A 19,859-nucleotide genomic window follows, 5' to 3' on the forward strand; every position below is an offset into this window, starting at 1 on the left:
TCGGTCAGTTGCTCCGGCAACCCGTTCAGGTCGTTGTGGTAGTAACGAATCTTCTGCAACGGCCCGGCACCGTCGACGCGAGCCAAAGGTTGGTAGCCTTCGTCTTCATAGACATAAAGGCTCGTCTGACTGTGTTTGTGCTCCTGCAACAACCGCAGCCCATCCCACATGAACCGGGTTTCCCCCAACGGATACCCATCGCTGCCATGCTCGGTTTTTTCAACCCGCCGCCCCAGCGGGTCGTAGACCATTCTGACCACGCTGCCGCTTTCATTATGCACTTCAACCAACCGGCTTTCTGCGTCATACGCAAACCGCTGCACGCCGCGCTTGGCGCTGCGTTTTTCGATCATCCGTCCAAACGCATCGTAGCGATAACGCTTGTCCTGATAGGTCAGCAGCTTGTTATGCACCACTAACCCGGCGCCCGTCTGCGGGCCGTCGAGCAGGTTGGCGGCGGCGTCGTAGGCGAAGGTTTCGCGCTGGCCGTGCAGGCTGTCCTGGCTGGCGATGATGCGGCCGGTGGCGTCGTAGTGCAGCAGTTGGCGGTGTTGCGCGGCGGGTTGCTGGTCGAGTTTGCCGATCAGGTTGTCGGCGGGGTCGTATTCGAACTGCTTTTGCGTCGCCGCAGGCATCAGCGATGGCTGGCTGTTAAGGCGGCGTTGGCGTGAGCGCAGGCGGCCGCTGCGGTCGTATTCGCTGCGGGTGCTGAGCTGGCCTTGGGTGCGCAGCACTTCGCGGTGCAGGCGGTCGCGTTCGAAGTCGCTGATGACCTGGCCGTCGAGGTTTATCTGGTGCAGGTGGCCGCTGCCGTAGTACAGGCGATTGAGCCAGCGCCCGTCCGGCAGTTGGGTCTGGATCAGGTTGCCGAGTTCGTCGTAGTGATGTTGCAGCTTGCCGCCGGCACTTTGTTCGGCAAGCAACTGGCCGACAGCATCGTAGGCGAAACCCAACGCCTGGGCATTGCCTTGCAGATCAGTGAAGGTGACCGCCGTGAGCTGATCCACCGCATCGTAGCTGTACTCAGTGCGGCCATCGTCGGTGGTCTTGGCGACCAGTCGGCCGACCGCATCACGCTCCAGCCGATGAACGATGGGCGCTGGCGGCGTTTCGGGGACCACCGCCAAGCCATTGCCATATGGCGCCGGAACGGCAGTCACCGCTGTGATGTTGTCCAGCCGGTCGTAGTCGTAGCGCTTGGCGCTGCCGTCGAGGTCTTGCTGTTCAGCCAGCCGATCGCCGGCATCCCACGCAAACCGATAGCTTTCACCGTTCTCATTGACCAACGCTTGCAGCCGCCCGTAGCTGTCGTAGCCGAACTGCACCTGGCGACCATGGGCGTCGGTGCGCTGGCGCACCTGGCCACGCCGGTTATGTTGATAGAGCGTGGTGTGCCCGGCGGGATCGGTATAGCCCACCAACTGCCCGCTGGCATCGCGCTGGAAATGTTCGGTGCGGCCGTCCGGCAGTTGGCTGCTGAGCAATCGGCCCTGGGCGTCGTAGCTGAATTGGGTACGTTCACCGAGGGCATCGGTGATGAGCTGCAAATAACCGCGCTCGTCGTAGCTGAAGCGCGTTGGGTAGCCCGAGCAATCAATATGCTCGACCAGTTGCCCGAACGGGTTCCAGCGCAGTTGTTTGCTTTTGCCGGTGGCGTCGATGATTTCCACGACCTGGCCGTGGGCGTCATAACGATAGCGGGTGATGTAACCCAGCGGATCGGTCTCGGCGATGCAGTTGCCGCGCGGGTCATAGCGATACTGCCAACTGTTGTCGGCGGCGTCGGTCTCCACCAGCGGTAACGCCCAGTGCTCCAGCCATAAGGTGGAGTCGCTGCGCCCGAGCGGATCGGTTTCGCCGATCAGGTTGCCGCTCTCATCGTAGCTGTACTCATAGCGGCCGCCTTGCGGGTCGGTGGCGCCGAGCAACTGGCGTTCGTCGTTCCATTCGAACAGCCAGGTCTGGCCGAGATTGTCGCTGTATTGAATGATCTGGTACTGAGTGTTCCAGTGCCGAGTGCTGACGCGTTGCAAACCGTCGGTGATGCGGGTCAGGCCCGCCTGCAAGTCGTAGTCGAACTGGTAGGCGTCGCCCTCATCGGTCCAGTGCCGGACCACACGCCATTCCAGGCCTTCAATCAACGCCCACTCATAGAAGCAGCGCAACCCGGTGGGCAATTGATGCTCAACCATGCGCCGCCCGGCATCGTAGGCGAAGCGTCGCTGCACCTGGCCGGTTGCGTCGCGCACCTGCGCCAGATTGCCCTCGGCGTCATAGCCATAACTGACCAGCAATTCACGATGTTGATCCGGATAGAGGCGTTCGATGTGGGTCACATGGCCCTGATCACGGATCAGCTCAACCTGCACCAGATCGAACGTATCGCGCAGATGCACCAGGCGCCCGGCGTCGTCATAGTCGAGATAAATGCGGTTGTCGTTACGGTCACCCAACTGGCTCAGGCGCAGTCGCGACGGGTTTGCCGGTGTCGGCTCGAACAAGCGGTACACGCCGTCGTCACTTTCGATCAGCAACTGCCCATTCAGGTGTCGCCGTACCGCGAGCCCTTCACCGGCACTGAATACTGCGCCGCCCAACGGAATCGAGCCCATGTCGATGGGCCGGCCCTGCTCGTCGGTATACACGAGCGTTTCGCCGCCCTCGGGATGCGGCTGGATGTCGACGCACACCTCGAAGGCCACACTCCAACCGGCACCGAACAGGCTGCCTTGGCGTTCGTCGCGGCTGTTGTAAAAGCGCTGCCAGCCGATCGGCAAGATGCCAGGCAGCACGAAATCCAGTTCCTCGACATCGCCGAGTATCTTCGCGCCCGTCGCAGCATGCACCGGGTTCGACGAGCCCATCGCGGCGTTGGCCGCAGCCCCCATCGCACTGCTGATTGCCATCGAGGTCGCGCCGCTGACCAACATGCACGGCAACTTGCTGAAGAACTTGCCCTTGCTGCCCTTGAGCATCAACAACGCCGTGACCGCCAGGCCGACACCCGGGGTCTTGCCGCTGCGAATTTCACGCACCACCACCGAGCCGCCGCCGATGGCCACGTTGGATGAGATCAAGCCGGACGACACCACCGTCGCATCGCAGGTACTGCGATCACCGCTGCGCACGGCAGGTTGACCATTGACCGTAACCTTTTCCGAACCTTCGGCAAGAAACTGCGGCGGCATTGGCGGGTGCTTCATGCACACGACCAGGTCCAGCGACTTCGGCACGGCGCCCGGCGCGGGCGTCGCGACGGTGGGGCGCCACATCTGCGAGAAGAAACCTTCGGCCATGTCCAGGTAGCTGGGTTCTGGTTCAGGCTTGGACGCTTCCAGCTCGGTGCCGGCCGGTGTGACATGGGAGCTGATCGCCCCGGCCGCGCGGGCGGCAGGCATGTTATTGGTGAGGGTATCGGTGGAACCAGTGAGAATGTTCGCCTGCACCGAGGGAGGAAACAGGGCGTTGCTAAAGGCATCGCATATCTTGGTCAGGCCTTTGTCCGCGCCACTCTTGCTCATGGCGAGGCCGACAATCGTGCCCACTACCGCGCCCAGCAGGAAGCAGCCGAGGCCGCCGGTGGCCACAGTAATGCCGGTGGCTGCCACCACGGCAGCGGTCGCCACCGCAGTGATCGCGATATTGGCCGCCACTTCCAGCACACCGCCGAGGATGTCCGCCATCATCGAGGTGTGGGACAGCGCATCGCCCATTCGGGCCGCCCATAATGCGTCAGACATGCAGGCTGCTCATCAAGAAATAGCGTCGAACGACAGCGAATTTTTTATCAATGCCCAATGCGCCGCTTCCGCATCACCAAGCGTGTCAGCCTTCACATAACTCAAGGCGAGCATCTTGCGCGTACCCGGCAGCACCAGCGCCAACTGGTACTGGAACACCTTGTCATTGCCCTTGTTGAACTGGCTGCGCAGCTCAATACCTTCCACCTCTTGGGTGGCGCCCAAACGCACGGTCACGCTCGGTTGGCAGCGCAAGTCCTGCACCTGTTTTTCCAGGCGCTTGAGCTGGTCGTCGAAATTGCTGTGCAGGGTTTCGCCGTCGGTGAGGAAGCTGCGGCTGATGATCAAGGACGTGCCCAGCTCAGGGAACTTGAGGATGTTGATCGACGCGTCTTGCAGCTCGCCGGCAGGCAGTTGGAACTGAAATTCGTTGATTCGGTACGTCATGGCAAACGGGTCTCGTCAGGAGCTTTTAGGCGCGGGGAAGACGGCTTCAATATTGGCGTCGATGCTTTTTTTGATGCCCTGGCCATCGGGCGTGGCGCCGGGGCCGTGGTCGTTGTTCAGATGCAGTACGCCGCCGGTGTTGAACTCGGCATCGCCGCTGGCATAAAAGCTGATATTCACGCCGGTGAGGTTGATCTGCCCACTGGCGTTCAGCTCCAGGATGCTTTTGCCGCAGACCAGGCGCAGGTTTTCACCCACTTCGATGATGTAGCTCTGGCTGATGCTGTCGGTCTTCCTCTGACCGACCAAGAGGACGTCCTGCTGCTTGACGATGCGCGTACGGTTATTCCCGATGGTCACCGTCTCGTTATGCCCGATGCTCTTGTTGCGGTCATGCCCCACCGAGTGGCTTTCATCCACCTCCACCACGATGTCCTGATTGCGCTCGGCATGGATATACAACTGCTCCAGACCCTTCTTGTCCTCCATGCGGATTTCATTGAAGTTGGCCGGCGTGCCGCCCTTGCTCGAACGGCTTTTCATGCCGCTCTGTGTGGCGTTTTCCGGCAGGTCGTAAGGCACCGTCTGCTCGGCGTTGTACACCCGGCCGGTGATGATCGGCCGGTCCGGGTCTCCTTCCAGAAAGCTCACGATCACTTCCTGGCCGATCCGCGGGATCTGCATCGAGCCCCAGTTTTTACCGGCCCAGGATTGCGATACACGAATCCAGCACGAGCTGTTTTCGTTGGATTGGTCGTGGCGGTCCCAGTAGAAGTGCACCTTTACGCGGCCGTATTGGTCGGTCCAGATTTCTTCGCCTTTGGGGCCAACCACCAAGGCGGTTTGCGGGCCTTTGACGATGGGTCTGTGGGTGTTTGCCAGCGGGCGGAAGCTTTGCTGGGCGTCGATGCACGTCAGGCTGCTTTCGAATTGCGCCGAACCCGAGCCGCCGCCGCTTTCCAGGCTTTCCTGAACGATGTAATAGCGACAGCCGACGATCAGGTATTCGCGGTTCTGGTCCTGGCGGCTGAAGCCGGTCAGGCTGAACAGGTGGCCTGAGCCGAGGCCACGCGCGTTGCCGCTGAACTCGATCTGTTCATGCAGGGTTTGCAAGGCTTCGATGCGAGTGCGCGCATAGTGCTCGCCGTCTTCGCTTTGCACATAGGTGCCGGGGTAGTCGTACAGCGGATAGTCGCCGGCAGTGTGCGGGCGCGGCATCGCCGAGCGCACGTCGATGCTGGCGCTGGGGCGCTGGAAGTCATAGTCGTTAAGCTCCAGTGAGCCCGGTTGCACTTCGTGCGCCAGGTGCCAGTTGTGCATGTGGTCGCGTTCGCGCTGCTGCTCGTCCTTGGGGTAATACGGAATCGACGCGTAGCCCGGCACCGTGGTGTGGGCGCCATAGGCGTCGGCCAGCACCAGCACATGGCGGTCCGGTTCATGGCGGAAGAAGTAGTAGATGCCTTCCTGTTCCATCAAGCGGCTGACGAAATCGAAGCTGGTCTCGCGGTACTGCACGCAGTACTCCCACTCGCGGTACGGCCGGCTCAGGGCGTCTTCGAAGTCGGAAAAACCCAGGTCGCGAAACACCTGCTTGATGATCTGCGGGATGCTCTGGTTCTGGAAAATCCGGCAATCCGAGGTGCGGCTCAGCAGCCAGAACCACGGGCGCAGCGTCACCTGATAACTGGCGAACTGGCCTTGGTCGATGTTCTGACTGCACCGTGCGACGATGCCGTGGAAGTGCCGCTCGCCACCGTCTGCCAGTTGCAGGCCGACGCTCATCGGCTTGCCCAGCAACTGGTTGAGGTCGATATTGGCGTCCAGCGAGGTCAGTTGCAGCTCATAGTTGAACAGCCGCCCCAGCTCTTCGCCGCCGCCCATTTCATTGAGCAGCAGCACATCCGGCCCGAGAGGGCTGGTGACTTTGGCCAGGCGTGAGGCTTGGTTGAATAACATCGGTTAACCCGTAAATTGCCTAGTAACTGAAGAAATCAGCTCTAAATGTGGGAGGGGGCTTGCCCCCGATAGCAGTGTGTCAGTTGATGCATGCAGTGACTGATTCACCGCCATCGGGGGCAAGCCCCCTCCCACATTTGGACTGCCTCTCGTCAGATCAATCGGCGTCGCTGAAGTCGTAGTGCAATTCATTATCCCGGGTGCTGATACGCACACCCGCCAGTGCCTTGCCTTCGAGCATGCGCGTGAGGAATTCTCGGCTCATGTCCGGCAGCAGGCTGTTGGTCAGGAGGGTGTCGATCATGCGCCCGCCGCTTTCGGTTTCGGTGCAGCGCGAGACGATCAAATCGACCACCGCGTCGTCGTAGTCGAAGGCGACTTTGTGCGTCGTCTCCACACGCTTTTTGATGCGGTTGAGTTGCAGGCGGGTAATAGCCTTGAGCATCTCGTCGCTCAGCGGGTAGTAAGGAATCGTCACCAAACGGCCGAGCAGCGCCGGCGGGAAAATTTCCAGCAATGGCTGGCGCAACGCCTTGGCGATTTCTTCCGGCTCGGGAATATTCGCCGGGTCTTTGCACACCTGAGAAATCAACTCGGTGCCGGCGTTGGTCGTCAGCAGGATCAGGGTGTTCTTGAAGTCGATAACGCGGCCTTCGCCATCTTCCATCACGCCCTTGTCGAACACCTGGAAGAAGATCTCGTGCACGTCCGGGTGGGCTTTTTCCACCTCGTCCAGCAGCACCACGCTGTAGGGTTTTCGCCGCACCGCTTCGGTCAGCACACCGCCTTCGCCGTAGCCGATATAGCCCGGTGGCGCGCCCTTGAGGGTCGACACGGTGTGGGCTTCCTGGAACTCGCTCATGTTGATGGTGATGACGTTCTGCTCACCGCCGTACATGGCTTCAGCCAGCGCCAGCGCGGTCTCGGTCTTGCCCACACCCGAGGTGCCGGCGAGCATGAACACGCCAATCGGCTTGCTTGGGTTGTCGAGACCGGTGCGAGAGGTCTGGATGCGCTTGGCGATCATCTGCAGAGCGTGGTCCTGGCCAATGATGCGTTTTTTCAGGTGCTGGTCGAGGTTAAGCACCGTCTCCAGTTCGTTGCGCGCCATGCGGCCCACCGGGATGCCGGTCCAGTCGGCGACCACCGAGGCCACGGCCTGGTAATCCACGGTCGGCAGGATCAGCGGGGTTTCGCCTTGCAGGGCGGTGAGGCGTTGTTGCAGGTCCACCAGCTGTGCGCGCAACTCATCGTTGCCGCTGTCCACAACACCGGCTTTCTCACGCAAGGTTGCACGGGTGGCGAGCAGCTCATCGACCAGGGTTTTCTCTTCGGCCCAGCGGCTTTCCAACGTCGCGAGGCGTTCACGTTCAGCGCTCAGCAAGGCTTCGCTGTTGCTCTGGCGTGCGCCGATGGCGATGCCGATGGCATGCTCGCGGGCGATGATTTGCAGCTCGGTTTCCAGCGCTTCGATGCGACGGCGGCTGTCGTCGACTTCGGCCGGCACGGCATGCAGGCTGATGGCGACGCGAGCGCAGGCGGTGTCCAGCAGGCTCACGGATTTATCCGGCAGCTGGCGCGCCGGAATGTAGCGGTGCGACAGCTTCACCGAGGCTTCCAGGGCTTCATCGAGGATCTGCACCTGGTGGTGTTTTTCCATGGTCGAGGCCACGCCGCGCATCATCAGCAGCGCCTTGTCTTCCGACGGCTCAGCCACCTGTACCACTTGGAAACGGCGAGTCAGGGCCGGGTCTTTTTCGATGTGTTTTTTGTACTCGGCCCACGTCGTCGCGGCCACGGTACGCAAGGTGCCGCGGGCGAGGGCGGGCTTGAGCAGGTTGGCGGCGTCACCGGTCCCGGCAGCGCCACCGGCACCGACCAGCGTGTGGGCTTCGTCGATGAACAGGATGATCGGCTTGGGCGAGGCCTGGACGTCTTCGATGACCTGGCGCAGGCGCTGTTCGAACTCGCCTTTCATGCTGGCGCCGGCTTGCAGCAGGCCCACGTCGAGGCTGCGCAGCTCCACGTCTTTGAGCGCGGGCGGCACGTCACCGGCGACGATGCGCAGGGCGAAGCCTTCGACCACGGCGGTCTTGCCTACACCGGCCTCGCCAGTGAGGATCGGGTTGTTCTGGCGCCGACGCATGAGGATATCCACCAGTTGGCGGATCTCTTCATCACGCCCGACGATAGGGTCGAGCTTGCCGCTGCGGGCTTGTTCGGTCAGGTCCACGGTAAAGCGCTTGAGCGCCTCCTGCTTGCCCATCGCGCTCGGTGCCATGGCGCCGCTGGCTTCGCCCGGTACAGCGCCGGCATTGAAGCCGTCGCTGGCACTCAATGCATTTTCGGGCGAGTCGCCGACGTATTCGTCGAAGCGTTCGCTCAGTGCTTCAGCTTTGATTTTGTCGAACTCGGACGACAAGCCCAGCAGTGCATGGCGCAGGCTTGGGGTTTTCAAAATGCCGAGCACCAGGTAACCGGTGCGCACCTGGCTTTCGCCGAACATCAGGCTGCCGTAGACCCAACCGCGTTCCACCGCTTCTTCCACATGGGACGACAGGTCGGTGATCGACGTCGAGCCGCGTGGCAGGCGGTCCAGTGCTTCGGTCAGGTCACGGGCCAGGCGGGCGGGCTCGACGTTGAACTGGCGAATGATACGGTGCAGCTCCGAGTCCTGCAGTTGCAGCAACTGGTGAAACCAGTGGGCCAGTTCCACGTACGGGTTGCCCCGCAGTTTGCAGAACACAGTGGCGGCTTCGATGGCCTTGTAGGCCACGCTGTTGAGTTTGCCGAACAGTGCGGCGCGACTGATTTCACCCATGCTCTGGATTCCTTGAGGTGGTGGCGTGGTCGGCGTAATGCCGAGCCAGGATTAGGTCGTTGGCGTCATGCTCGGGTCGGCCGAGCCAGGTGTTGAAGCCCAGGCGGAACTGGCCATTGAGCTGCAGCGCCGGTACTTCGGGTTGTTGCAAAACCAGGTTCAGGTCCCAGTCCAGTTCATGGCCCAGGTACTCGGCCACCCACGCCACCAGCTCGTTGAACGGCTGGCTGCCGGGCAGCATGCCCATGTAGTCATCCAGCGTGAGCGGGCCGAGGCGGATGCGGAATTTATGCTGGCGGTCCCACACGTGGCTGCCCAGGCAAAAATCCACGCCCAACTGGTTGGCGCTGACGCTGACGCGGCTGCGCTCGGGCAATTCCAGCCATTGGCCGACGTATTCTTCAATCTCAACCGGCAAGCCGAAGTATTCGCTGAGGATCGCCTTCAAACCGTCCGGGTAGCGGGTTTGCGCTGACAGGTGGCCGCTGTAATGCAGCTTCGCCGTGTCGGGAATCAGCCCCTGATTCAGCAGGCTCGGCATTCCTCGGCCGCTCAGCGCCGCCAGGCGTGCCGACCAGTAATCGTCATCCGGGCGGTCGTGGCTGACCGTTGGCCGCGCTTCAGCCCAGGCCCGGTAAAACAGGCTGAGCAGGCGATGGTGGAACACGTCCAAAAACTGTTTGCTGGTGCTGTCGGCGTTGTTGCGCTGGCGCTCGCGCACGTACTCGGTGATGTGCAGCGGCAACGGGCCGTTGGGGCCGCCGAGGCCGAAGAAGAACTGCTCAAGCCGCGCTGGTTTGCCGTCGCCACCGGGATCGACCGAGGCCAAAGTGGCCGGGGCGAAGGTGCAATCGGCCTGTTGCCCTAGGCGCAACGGGTCATCCGCCAGGCGCAGGGAGTGGCCCAGGCGCGGCAGCTGCGGCGATTCGCACTCGATACGCCGCAGCGCCTGGAAGAAATCGTATTCCCAGGGCTCCTGATGCATCGCATCCAGTGTGTTCACAGGGTCGGACGCCGCCCGGGCTTGGCTTTCCATCGCATGATCTCGCCGCGTTCGGTGGTACGGATCACCGTCTCGGTAAAACTGTTGATCGACACGTAGCGTGCCAGGAAGCGCTCCAGCACCGCACCGAGCAGAAACACGCCGGTGCCGCGAAACGCGTTTTCATCGAATTCCAGGGTGATTTCCAACCCACGGCCAAACACGATCGGGCCAGGCATCGGCAGGCGCCGGGTCACGGCTTTGCTGCTGACTTCGCGCAGGCCTTCGATTTGCAATTGCAGCGCCGCGTCGTTGCTGTCGCCATACAGGCGCAGCAGTTCACGCAAAGCGCCGGCGCCCTGGCCCTGTTCGCTCAGCGACAGGTAGTTGAGCGACAACTGGCTGATCAGGCGCCAGGCCTTGGCGTCATGCGCGTGGCTGGCGCGTGGGCGGCTCGGGCCGGCGACGCAGCGCACCGACAACACGGGTGCGCTGTCGGCCAAAGTAAAGTCGGTCTTGCCGTTGCCCACGCTCATGAACAACGGCAGATCGCGGTTGGTGCACAGCGCGGTCACGCCGAGTTGGCGCAGGTCGTGGCGGTAGGGCGCTTGCTGGCTGTCGACCAGGCTGACAAAGGTTTCGCTGCCCACGTAGGTAGAGCGCGGGCCGTTGCGGCGCTGGTCGCTGGACAACACGCGCGGCTCGCGGCGCAGCGTGTAGTAAGCCTGATCGCGCCCATAGCGTGATGGGTCGCGCACCGCGTAGAACGGCAGGAACGGCTGCTCCGGCCCGGTGCCGTGGCCGGTGATGCCGCTCAGCGAGTGAATCTCGAAATCCATTGGCCGCGTGCGGTCGGCAATCACGTGGTGTTCGTTAACGCGGTCAGACAAATGAATACGGTCCACGCGTTTGGGGAACAGGTTGATCGCCGGCGTGCAGAACGGCATGAACTGCGCCGCGCCGACACTGCCTTCCAGGCTCGGCTCGTGGCGGTCGAACAGCACGATCAGTTCCAGCTCCTGGCCGTCGCAGCGTTTGACCGCGCGGCTCAGTTCAGCAAATTCGACGAACAGGAAGCGGTGGGGCAGGGCGAAGTATTCCTGCAACAGGCGATAGCCCTGGAATGCGCGGGCCACTACCGGCATGGCCGCATCAGCGTCGTCAAAGCCGCGCGAACGCAACGCGTCGTGCGGCAGGCGTTCGACCCAATCACCGCCGGGTTTGCGCGCAAACACCGCGCAGGCGTTGCCCAGCAATTGTTCGTAGAGGCGAAACGGCTGCTCGTCGGCGCCGCTGAGGTACAGCGGCAGGTTGTCGAGGCCGAGGCTGTTGAACGGCAATTCGGCGCCGGTGCGCAGGGTCAGGCGCAAACCGGCCTTGGCCTTCGGCTCGCTGGCGGCCAGGCGGCCGAGCACGGCGGCAGGGTTGCCGAAGTACTCGGCGCCGCTGACCTGCAACGGCCACAGCGTCACCGGGTGCGCGGTGCGGTACTCGCAGCAGGTCTGGGTTTCGCGGCCCAGCGCGGCACGCAGCACGGTGTCGCGCGGCAACGGGAAACCGCTGGCCAGCGAGCCTTCGTCCGGGTCGGTCTGCAATTGCACCACGGTCATCGACGGCGTCGGCGCCAGGTAGTGCGGGTAGGCGATTTCAAGCAGGTTGTGGGTGAAAGTCGGGTACTCGGCGTCGAGCTTGAGTTGCACGCGGGCGGTGAGGTAGGCAAAACCTTCGAGCAGGCGTTCGACGTACGGGTCGGCGCAGTCCATACCGGACAGGGTCAGCCGACTGGCGATCTTCGGGTATTCCTTGGCGAACTCGGCGGCGCTTTCGCGCACGTGGTGCAGTTCCTGGTTGTACAGCTCCAGCAGGCGCGGGTTCATGGGCGCCTCCGCTGGTCGGCATTCACCACGCGCACATGGCCGGACTCCAGGTCGAGGTCGGTTTGCAGCAGCAAGCGCAAGGGCACCGGCTGCGCCCACAGGTCGCCTTCGATCTCGAAGCTCAGCGCGTTGTGGTTCATTTCGCCGTGGCCGACACGGGCTTTGACGCGCAGGGTGTGGCGCAAAATACGCGGTTCAAAGGTGGCGATGGCCTGGTAGATCAGGGCTTCCAGGGCTTTGATATCGACACTGGAAACGCTGTTGCCCGCCAGTGCCGGCAGGCCGTAATTGACCACCGACGTACCGGCCGGGGTGTGCAGCGTGGCATCGGCGTCCAGCAACGACGTGGTGTTGAGCAGCCACGCCAGGTCGCGCAGCACCGAGGCTTTCAATTGGGTCAGGGAGAGCACGCGTTTGTCGGCGCTTTCCTTGGGATTGGTTGGGTCGTCGTCGGTCAACCGGTCCAGCAGGGACGGTTGCAGACGGTCGCGGGAAGCGATTTCAGTTACCACCAAAGCAGCTCCACGGACGGGTTGTGAGAGGGACGGTTTCTGCGAGGGGCCGATGCCTGGGGCCGTGGCGGCGAGCCACGGCCACCGGGTTTATCAGCGCTTGGTGTTGGAACGGATGTTCCAGCCAAACTTGATCGCGCCGCCGTCTTTGGTGCCGTCGGCTTTCTGCGGCTGGTAGTCGACCATCACTTGGGCGAAGTTCAGGGTGACGTTTTCGGTCAGGCGATCATCGGTGCCCGAGCCGCCGGTGCTCAGGGACGTGACCAGCACTTCTTCCAGGTTGATCACCATGTACTCGACCTGGCTTTCGCCACCGGCCTTGCGCACGGTCAGCTTGACCTTGTCGATGTGCTTGCCGCTGGCGCAGTGCATCATCAGGTTTGGCGAAGCCTTGTCGACGTACTTGGTCAGCGACAGGTCCTGGATATTCACCTTGCCCGCACCGCCGCCACCGCCAACGTGCATATTGCCGGACTGAGCCATGCCCCAGCTCCAGTTCAGCACGTCGATTTCGTCCTTGTGGGCCTTGTCCATGGACTCGCCCTTGATGTCGCCGATCTTGATGAAAATATCAACAGCCATGTTTTCTCCCTGTGTGGACTCAGCCACGATATTTGTTTAAGCCCAATGGGCAGTGCTTTCTGGGGGAGCTGGCTTGCCTGCGATTGCATCAACGCGGTCTGACTGGCAGACCGTGTCGCCTGCATCGCGGGCAAGCCCGGCTCCCACAGAAGAGCCGGTTCATTCGTGGTTACGCGCTTTTCGCCGAAGGCAGCTTCGATACCAGACGCAACGACACGGTCAGCCCTTCAAGCTGATAGTGCGGGCGCAGGTAGAATTTGGAGTTGTAGTAACCCGGGTTGCCTTCGACGTCCTCCACGATCACTTCGGCGGCAGCCAATGGGTGCTGGGCCTTGGTGGTTTCGGTGGAGTGTGCCGGGTCGCCGTCGACGTAGTTGAGGATCCAGTCCTGCAACCAGCGCTGCATCTCGTCCTTCTCTTTGAAGGAACCGATCTTGTCGCGCACGATGCACTTCAAGTAGTGCGCGAACCGGCAGGTGGCGAACAGGTACGGCAGGCGCGCGGCCAGGTTGGCGTTGGCGGTGGCGTCTGGGTCGTCGTATTCAGCCGGTTTCTGCAACGACTGGGCACCGATGAAGGCGGCAAAGTCGGTGTTTTTCTTGTGCAGCAGCGGCATGAAACCGTTCTTCGCCAGTTCCGCTTCACGGCGGTCGCTGATGGCGATTTCGGTCGGGCACTTCATGTCCACGCCACCGTCATCGGTCGGAAACGTGTGGGCTGGCAGGTTTTCCACTTCACCGCCGGACTCTACGCCACGGATGCGCGAGCACCAGCCGTAGTGTTTGAACGAGCGGTTGATGTTCACCGCCATCGCGTAGGCGGCGTTGGCCCAGGTGTACTTGGAGCTGTCGGCGCCGTCGGTGTTTTCTTCGAAGGCGAAGGCTTCCACTGGATCGGTCTTGGCGCCATACGGCAGGCGCGCCAGGAAGCGCGGCATGGTCAGGCCGATGTAGCGCGAATCTTCCGATTCACGCAGCGAGCGCCAGCCGGCGTATTCCGGCGTGGTGAAGATTTTGGTCAGGTCGCGCGGGTTCGACAGTTCCTGCCACGAGCCCATGCCCATCACGGTCGGCGACGCCGCAGCGATGAACGGGGAGTGCATGGCGGCGCAGACTTTCGACAGCTCGCCCAGCAGCTCCACGTCGGGTGGCGACTGGTCGAAGTAGTAGTCGCCGACCAGGCAGCCGTACGGTTCGCCGCCAAACTGGCCGTATTCTTCTTCGTACATCTTCTTGAAGATCGGGCTCTGGTCCCACGCGGTGCCCTTGAATTTCTTCAGGGTCTTGTGCAGGTCCGGCTTGGAGATGTTGAGCACGCGAATCTTCAGTTGCTCGTCGCTCTCGGTGTTGTTGACCAGGTAGTGCAGGCCACGCCAGGCGCTTTCCAGTTGTTGGAAATCCGGGTGATGGATGATCTGGTTGACCTGAGCGGTGAGCTTGGCGTCGATGGCGGCGATGATCGACTCAATCGACTTGATCGCGTCATTGGACACCAGGTCCGTCTGTGCCAAGGCCTGTTCGGCCAGGGTGCGCACAGCGGTTTCCACGGCTTCGCGGGCACGCTCGGTCTTGGGTTTGAATTCTTGCAGCAGCAGGTTGGCGAACTCGCTGGCTTCTTCGGTGGCACCCAGGATCTGGGAGCCTTCGCGGGCGGTATTGTCAGTCATGATTACTGGTCCCCTGCAGGCTTAGGCGCGCTGGCAAGTGCCTGAAGCAGTGCCGGGTCCTTGATCGCCTTCATGATGATTTCTTCAGCGCCAGTCTTGCCGTCCATGTAGGTCAGCAGGTTGGCCAGCTGGGTGCGGGCTTCGAGCAGTTGCTTGAGCGAATCGACCTTGCGGGCCACGGCGGCCGGGCTGAAGTCGTCCATGCTTTCGAAAGTGATGTCCAGGCTCAGGTTGCCTTCGCCGGTCAGCTCGTTCGGTACGTGGAACGCTACGCGTGGCTGCATGGCCTTGAGGCGCGAGTCGAAGTTGTCGACGTCCACTTCAAGGAACTTGCGGTCGGCCACGGGTGCGAGCGGTTCGGCAGGCTTGCCGGCGAGGTCGGCCATCACACCCATCACGAAGGGCAGCTGGACCTTTTTCTCGGCGCCGTAAAGCTCGACGTCGTACTCGATCTGCACTCGAGGCGCACGGTTGCGCGCGATGAATTTCTGAGAACTTTGCTTCGCCACGTTGCTGCTCCTGGTCGCTTGAGCGACGGTGTTGTTACTGCACAGCCGGGCGGCTTACTCGCCGTCCGGGCCGCGCAGGTTTTCAAATTGGGACATGCCGTCGGGAATCAGATTGCGCACGATGGCCGCGAAGTCGGCGTGCACCAGATTCTTCGCCCGGTTCAACAGCACCGGCAGCGGGCTCGAAGGCTCGTGACGGGTGTAGTACGCAAGGATCTTGTCGAGGCTGCGCAGCACGTCATCGCGGCTGGCGATGTCGCCAGTGGGGCGCGGTGCGGCGGGGGCAGCGGCGAAATCGACCGAGGGGGCATTGTCGTCACTGACGGCCTCGGGTTCGCTGCTGGTATCGCTGTTCGGTACGAATTGGTTGAGGACTTGCAGCGCCTGCTTGAGCGGTTGCTTCAACAGGCTGAGGTCCACGCCCTGGGCCGAACCGACCTGGTCGCTGACCTGTTGTTCGATGGCTTCGCAGGCGGCGCGCGCGGCGCTCAAGGCATCGCGCGTGGCTTGCAGTTGTTCGGGATCGCTGTCCAGAAATGCCGCGTTGAGTTGCTGGGCGCCGAGCTGTTCATCGGGGAAGCTCATCAGGCCGCTGGCGTTCAACGCGGCACGCAGGCTCACCGGCCCGAACGTGCGCGAGCGCGTGAGGATGCTTTCGCGCAGCAGACGAATGGTTGCGTCGCTGGTCAGGCCGGATAAGGCATTGATGCGTACGGTGGGGTCGTTATCGTCGTCGGCATCCAGGCGCGGGTGCAGGTCGGCCCAGTACTCGCGCAGCAGCGCGTTGATCAGCGTGAGGACTTCGGCCAGCCCGGCCACACCCTGAAGGGCGAGGGAGCTTTGCAACAGAAAGTGGGTGATGCGCAGGTCTTTGCTGCGCTGCAACAAGTCGAGGCTTTGCTGCTGGATGCTGCGCCATTCCGGTGGCTCCGCGGGCAGGATAGAGTCGCCCATGCTGCGCTCGGGTTGGCCCTTGGCGTCACGCTCCAGTTGGAGAAATTGCGCGTCATATTCCATGTCTTCGCCACATGGCGAAGTCGCGGAAACGGCGGCGAGCAGCAACGGCACATCCACTTGATTCGATCTCCCTATCAGCCCGTTAGATGCCGGGCAATGCATGCATTAGTTGCGCGATGAACTTTGCATGTTTTCTTGGTCATACAGTCAGAGTGCCACTACTGTGCCATCACTGATGTTCAAGAAGTTGTGCATTTTTGGTGTAGTAGTTACGCCTTGTCAAGGTAAGCTATTCGCCCTCTGTGACAGATGTGCGGTGCTTAACACCCTGCGCGACTGGCGGGTCGAACGGCGCACCGGGACAGGATTTTTGTCATAGAGGCCAGTTAAGATCAGCGATCATGCTGGTAAAAGCATATTTTTACGGTCGTTAACGCGACTGGCGGTATCTCTCGGGAAGTCTGGCTCCTTCAGGTAGACCCTTGGATAGACCGCGCGCGATGTATCAGCAAGGAGGCAAGATGTCGCTGTGTTTGACTATCACTAGTTATCACAAGATCACCCCTGGGCAATGCCCTGAAAAGTCCATGAATCAGGGCGTGATGGCTATTGGCCGCAGTTCTGATAATGACTGGGTATTGCCTGATCCAGAGCGCCTTGTCTCCTCGCAACACTGCGTTATTCAATACAAAGATGGCCGTTACTATTTAACCGATAACAGCACCAACGGCGTTGAATTGGTTAACGCCGGTATTCGTATGCGCCGAGGGAGCAGCGAACCGTTGCAAGACGGTGAACTGATCCGCATCGGCGACTACGAAATCCAGGCGCGTATCGACTTCAACGTGCAAACCATCGATAGCCAGCCGTTTGCCGGCGATTCGCCAAACAGCTTCGAGGCGTTGATGGGCGCGGTGGTGAACGCGCCCGCGCCGACGCCGGTGATCGCGCCGCAGTTTCATGGCGCCTCGTCGATGGACACGCTACCGGACCTGTTCGATTTCCTCACGCCCACCGCCGTGCCACCACCGACCGTGGCTGACCACGTGCCGTCCGAGCAACACGACTTTCGCCCGCCGACCCCCGTTGCCGTGCCGGTGGTGGAGAAGCTGGCGGTGTCAGGTTCGGTGATTCCCGAAGACTGGGACGTGTTTGGCGACACACCCGCGCCTGTGGCCAGTACCCCGACGCCCGTTGCACCGCCACCCGCGCCGCCGGTCATCCAGTCGCCACCGGCGCCGCCGGTCATCCAGTCGCCGCCCGTGGTCGAGCCCGCGCTCCCCGTGGCGGACAGCCAACAGCCCGACCTGTTGCAAGCCTTCCTGCGCGGCGCCGGCCTCGACCAGCTGCGCCTGGACAAGGCTGACGCCTGCGCGCAGATGGAGAGCATCGGGCGCAGCTACCGGTTGATGGTCGAAGGCCTGATCGACGTATTGCGCGCCCGCGCCAGCCTCAAGGGCGAGTTCCGTATGCAGCAGACGATGATCCGGCCCGCCGAAAACAATCCGTTGAAGTTCGCGCCCAATGCCGACGAAGCCTTACTGCTGCTGCTTCGGCATGGAAACCAAGCGTTTATGGCGCCGGATATCGCTGTGCGCGACAGTTTCGACGACCTGCGCGCCCATCAACTGGCGGTGATGGCCGGTGTAGAAGCAGCCATCAAGCACTTGCTCGCGCGCTTTGAACCGGCGCAACTCGAAGAGCGCATGGGTAAGCCCGGCGGGCTGTCGAGCATTTTCAACGGCTCGCGCCAGGCCCAGTACTGGCAGCAGTTCACCGAGCTTTACAGCAATATTTCGCGCGAAGCCCAGGAAGATTTCCAGGACCTGTTCGGTCGCGAATTCAGCCGAGCCTACGAAGAACACAGCGCACGACAGCGTCGCTAAACCGCAACGCAGTAATGGATAAAACGGATAGCTAAGTACGTCATTGAGGACGCAGGATGATTCCCAGGTTTTTACTCGCAGCCGCCACGGCGCTGCTGCTGACGGCGTGTGCCAAGGATGCCGCCAAGCCCGAGGCGGCCACTGAAGCCGAAGCGGACACCGCCGCCATCGAACTGCATTTTCACGCCATTGCCGGGCTCAACCCCGGCGCCAACGGCCAGGCCGCGCCGGTTCGCGTACGCATTTTTGAACTGAAAAACGCCGCCACCTTCAGCCGCTCCGATTACTTCGCGCTGGCTGATCGCGCGCAATCCACGCTCGGCCTCGATCTGCTGGACCAGGACGAAGTGATGGTGCAACCCGGCCAGCAACTGAGTATCCAGCGCAACCTCGACCCGTCCACGCGCCAGATCGGCCTGCTGGTGGGCTATCGCGAGTTGGACCGCGCGCAATGGCGCACGGTGCTTACCGTCCCGGCACGCCAATACACCGAATACCAGATCAGCCTCGATGTGCGTGCCGTACGCGCCGACGTCGTGGTTCCCCCATCCAGCCCTGCCCAATAAGAAGCAAACGGAGCTCCCATGTCCTGGAACAATCGCGTGGTCTGGTCGGAAGGCATGTTCATCGGAACGCAGCACTTCCAGCAGCATGACCGTTACCTGGAAAACCTGATTGACGCCCGCAGCCGCCCGTTGTCCGCCGGTGCCTGGGGTTTCTCCGAATTGCTCATCGACCAGGGCCTGCTGGCCCAGGGCAAGCTGGCGATTGTGTCGGCACGTGGCCTGTTGCCGGATGGCACGCCGTTCAATATTCCCCAAGATGACCTGGCGCCGAGCCCTTTGAATATCGACGACAACCTGCGCGATGGCCTGGTGTACCTGGCCTTGCCGCTCAAGCGTGCAGGCGCGCGTGACACCGTCGATGACGGCGAAGACCTCGGCGCTGCGCGTTACGTCAGCCAGGTGCGCGAAGTGCGAGATGACAACGCCCCGTTCGAAAACCGCGCGCCCGTGGCCGTGGGTTCCCGTGCGTTGCGCCTGCTGACTGCGCAGGATGGCATCAGTGACTACGCCGCCATCGGCCTGGTGCGCATCAAGGAAAAACGCGCCGACCGCGCGCTGGTGCTGGATGACACCTACATCCCGCCCGTGCTGGACGTGGCCGCAAGCAAACCGCTGACGGCCTTTCGCAGCGAATTGCTGGGCCTGCTGCACCAGCGCGGCGAAGCCCTGGCCGGCCGCGTGGTCGCCTCGGGCGCTGGTGGTGCGTCAGAGATTGCCGACTTCATGCTGCTGCAACTGGTCAACCGCGCGCAGCCGCTGCTCCAGCATTTCAGCCAGTTGAGCCCGCTGCACCCGGAGCGTTTTTTCAGCGAACTGGTGAGCCTGGCCGGTGAGTTTTCCACCTTCTCGACGTCGGGCCGTCGCCCCCAGGAATACCCGCAATACCAGCACGACGACCTGGCCCTGAGCTTCACTCCGGTGATGGCAGCGTTGCGTGAGGCGCTGTCGATGCTGATCGACAGCAAAGCCACACCGATCCCGATTGTGGAAAAAGCCTACGGCATCCACGTGGCGATGCTCGCCGACAAAACCCTGCTCGACAGCGCCAGTTTCATCCTCGTGGTGCGCGCCGATGTGCCCGGCGAAACCTTGCGCGCGCGTTTCGGCCAGCAGAGCAAAGTCGGCTCGGTGGAGCACATCCGCGACATGGTCAACCTGCAACTGCCGGGCATCGGCCTGCTGCCGTTGCCGGTGGCGCCACGCCAGATTCCATACCACGCAGGCAGTACCTATTACGAGCTGGACCGTGGCAGCGAGCACTGGCAACAACTGAATAACTCCGGCGGCTTTGCCTTCCACATCGCCGGGCAATTCCCGGGTTTGAACCTGGCCTTCTGGGCGATCCGAGGATAATCCGC

14 protein-coding genes are annotated in these 19,859 nt (G+C 62.2%); 3 read left to right on the forward strand and 11 right to left on the reverse strand.

The annotated features are described in order from the left end of the window. The 11 genes from AACV02_RS01340 to tssA all read right to left on the reverse strand — a co-directional run. The coding region (locus AACV02_RS01340) for a DUF6531 domain-containing protein (protein ID WP_119737716.1) at positions 1 to 3,740 on the reverse strand (3,740 nt) is incomplete at its 3' end. 12 nt (positions 3,741 to 3,752) lie between these two features. Beyond that, positions 3,753 to 4,187 (reverse strand): DcrB-related protein, encoded by a 435-nt coding sequence (locus tag AACV02_RS01345; RefSeq protein ID WP_106575889.1) that lies wholly within the window; start codon positions 4,185 to 4,187, stop codon positions 3,753 to 3,755. 15 nt (positions 4,188 to 4,202) lie between these two features. Then, complete coding sequence (locus AACV02_RS01350) at positions 4,203 to 6,143, reverse strand: type VI secretion system Vgr family protein (protein ID WP_119737181.1); 1,941 nt, start codon at positions 6,141 to 6,143, stop codon at positions 4,203 to 4,205. 157 nt (positions 6,144 to 6,300) lie between these two features. Then, positions 6,301 to 8,964, reverse strand: coding sequence for a type VI secretion system ATPase TssH (tssH, locus tag AACV02_RS01355; protein ID WP_119737183.1), 2,664 nt, complete (start codon positions 8,962 to 8,964; stop codon positions 6,301 to 6,303). After that, the gene (gene tssG / locus AACV02_RS01360) at positions 8,957 to 10,000 is read right to left on the reverse strand and encodes a type VI secretion system baseplate subunit TssG (protein ID WP_119737185.1); all 1,044 of its coding nucleotides are present in this window, start codon (positions 9,998 to 10,000) and stop codon (positions 8,957 to 8,959) included. Before tssG ends, tssH begins: the two co-directional genes overlap by 8 nt. Next, positions 9,964 to 11,823, reverse strand: coding sequence for a type VI secretion system baseplate subunit TssF (gene tssF / locus AACV02_RS01365; protein ID WP_119737187.1), 1,860 nt, complete (start codon positions 11,821 to 11,823; stop codon positions 9,964 to 9,966). Before tssF ends, tssG begins: the two co-directional genes overlap by 37 nt. Continuing rightward, on the reverse strand, positions 11,820 to 12,335 hold the full coding sequence (gene tssE / locus AACV02_RS01370; RefSeq protein WP_005792513.1) for a type VI secretion system baseplate subunit TssE: 516 nt from the start codon (positions 12,333 to 12,335) through the stop codon (positions 11,820 to 11,822). Before tssE ends, tssF begins: the two co-directional genes overlap by 4 nt. A gap of 93 nt (positions 12,336 to 12,428) precedes the next feature. Next, positions 12,429 to 12,917 carry an Hcp family type VI secretion system effector gene (locus AACV02_RS01375; protein WP_005792512.1) on the reverse strand — a complete coding sequence of 163 codons (489 nt, stop codon included), beginning with the start codon at positions 12,915 to 12,917 and terminating at the stop codon, positions 12,429 to 12,431. A 169-nt stretch (positions 12,918 to 13,086) separates the two neighbouring features. Then, positions 13,087 to 14,583, reverse strand: coding sequence for a type VI secretion system contractile sheath large subunit (gene tssC, locus AACV02_RS01380; protein WP_119737190.1), 1,497 nt, complete (start codon positions 14,581 to 14,583; stop codon positions 13,087 to 13,089). A gap of 2 nt (positions 14,584 to 14,585) precedes the next feature. Further along, positions 14,586 to 15,092: a type VI secretion system contractile sheath small subunit gene (tssB, locus tag AACV02_RS01385; protein ID WP_017135823.1), complete on the reverse strand. Its 507-nt coding sequence runs from the start codon at positions 15,090 to 15,092 to the stop codon at positions 14,586 to 14,588. A 54-nt stretch (positions 15,093 to 15,146) separates the two neighbouring features. Beyond that, positions 15,147 to 16,166 (reverse strand): type VI secretion system protein TssA, encoded by a 1,020-nt coding sequence (gene tssA / locus AACV02_RS01390; protein WP_106575883.1) that lies wholly within the window; start codon positions 16,164 to 16,166, stop codon positions 15,147 to 15,149. A gap of 404 nt (positions 16,167 to 16,570) precedes the next feature. Between tssA and tagH the strand changes: the two genes are divergently transcribed. The 3 genes from tagH to tssK are packed head-to-tail and all read left to right on the forward strand — an operon-like array spanning position 16,571 to position 19,854. After that, positions 16,571 to 17,935 (forward strand): type VI secretion system-associated FHA domain protein TagH, encoded by a 1,365-nt coding sequence (gene tagH / locus AACV02_RS01395; protein ID WP_119737192.1) that lies wholly within the window; start codon positions 16,571 to 16,573, stop codon positions 17,933 to 17,935. Between the two features lie 56 nt (positions 17,936 to 17,991). Beyond that, complete coding sequence (gene tssJ / locus AACV02_RS01400; protein ID WP_106575881.1) at positions 17,992 to 18,501, forward strand: type VI secretion system lipoprotein TssJ; 510 nt, start codon at positions 17,992 to 17,994, stop codon at positions 18,499 to 18,501. An 18-nt stretch (positions 18,502 to 18,519) separates the two neighbouring features. Next, the gene (gene tssK / locus AACV02_RS01405) at positions 18,520 to 19,854 is read left to right on the forward strand and encodes a type VI secretion system baseplate subunit TssK (protein ID WP_106575880.1); all 1,335 of its coding nucleotides are present in this window, start codon (positions 18,520 to 18,522) and stop codon (positions 19,852 to 19,854) included. The last annotated feature ends 5 nt before the right edge of the window (positions 19,855 to 19,859 follow it).

It is taken from the genome of Pseudomonas sp. Larv2_ips (assembly GCF_963879675.1).
GTDB lineage: Bacteria > Pseudomonadota > Gammaproteobacteria > Pseudomonadales > Pseudomonadaceae > Aquipseudomonas.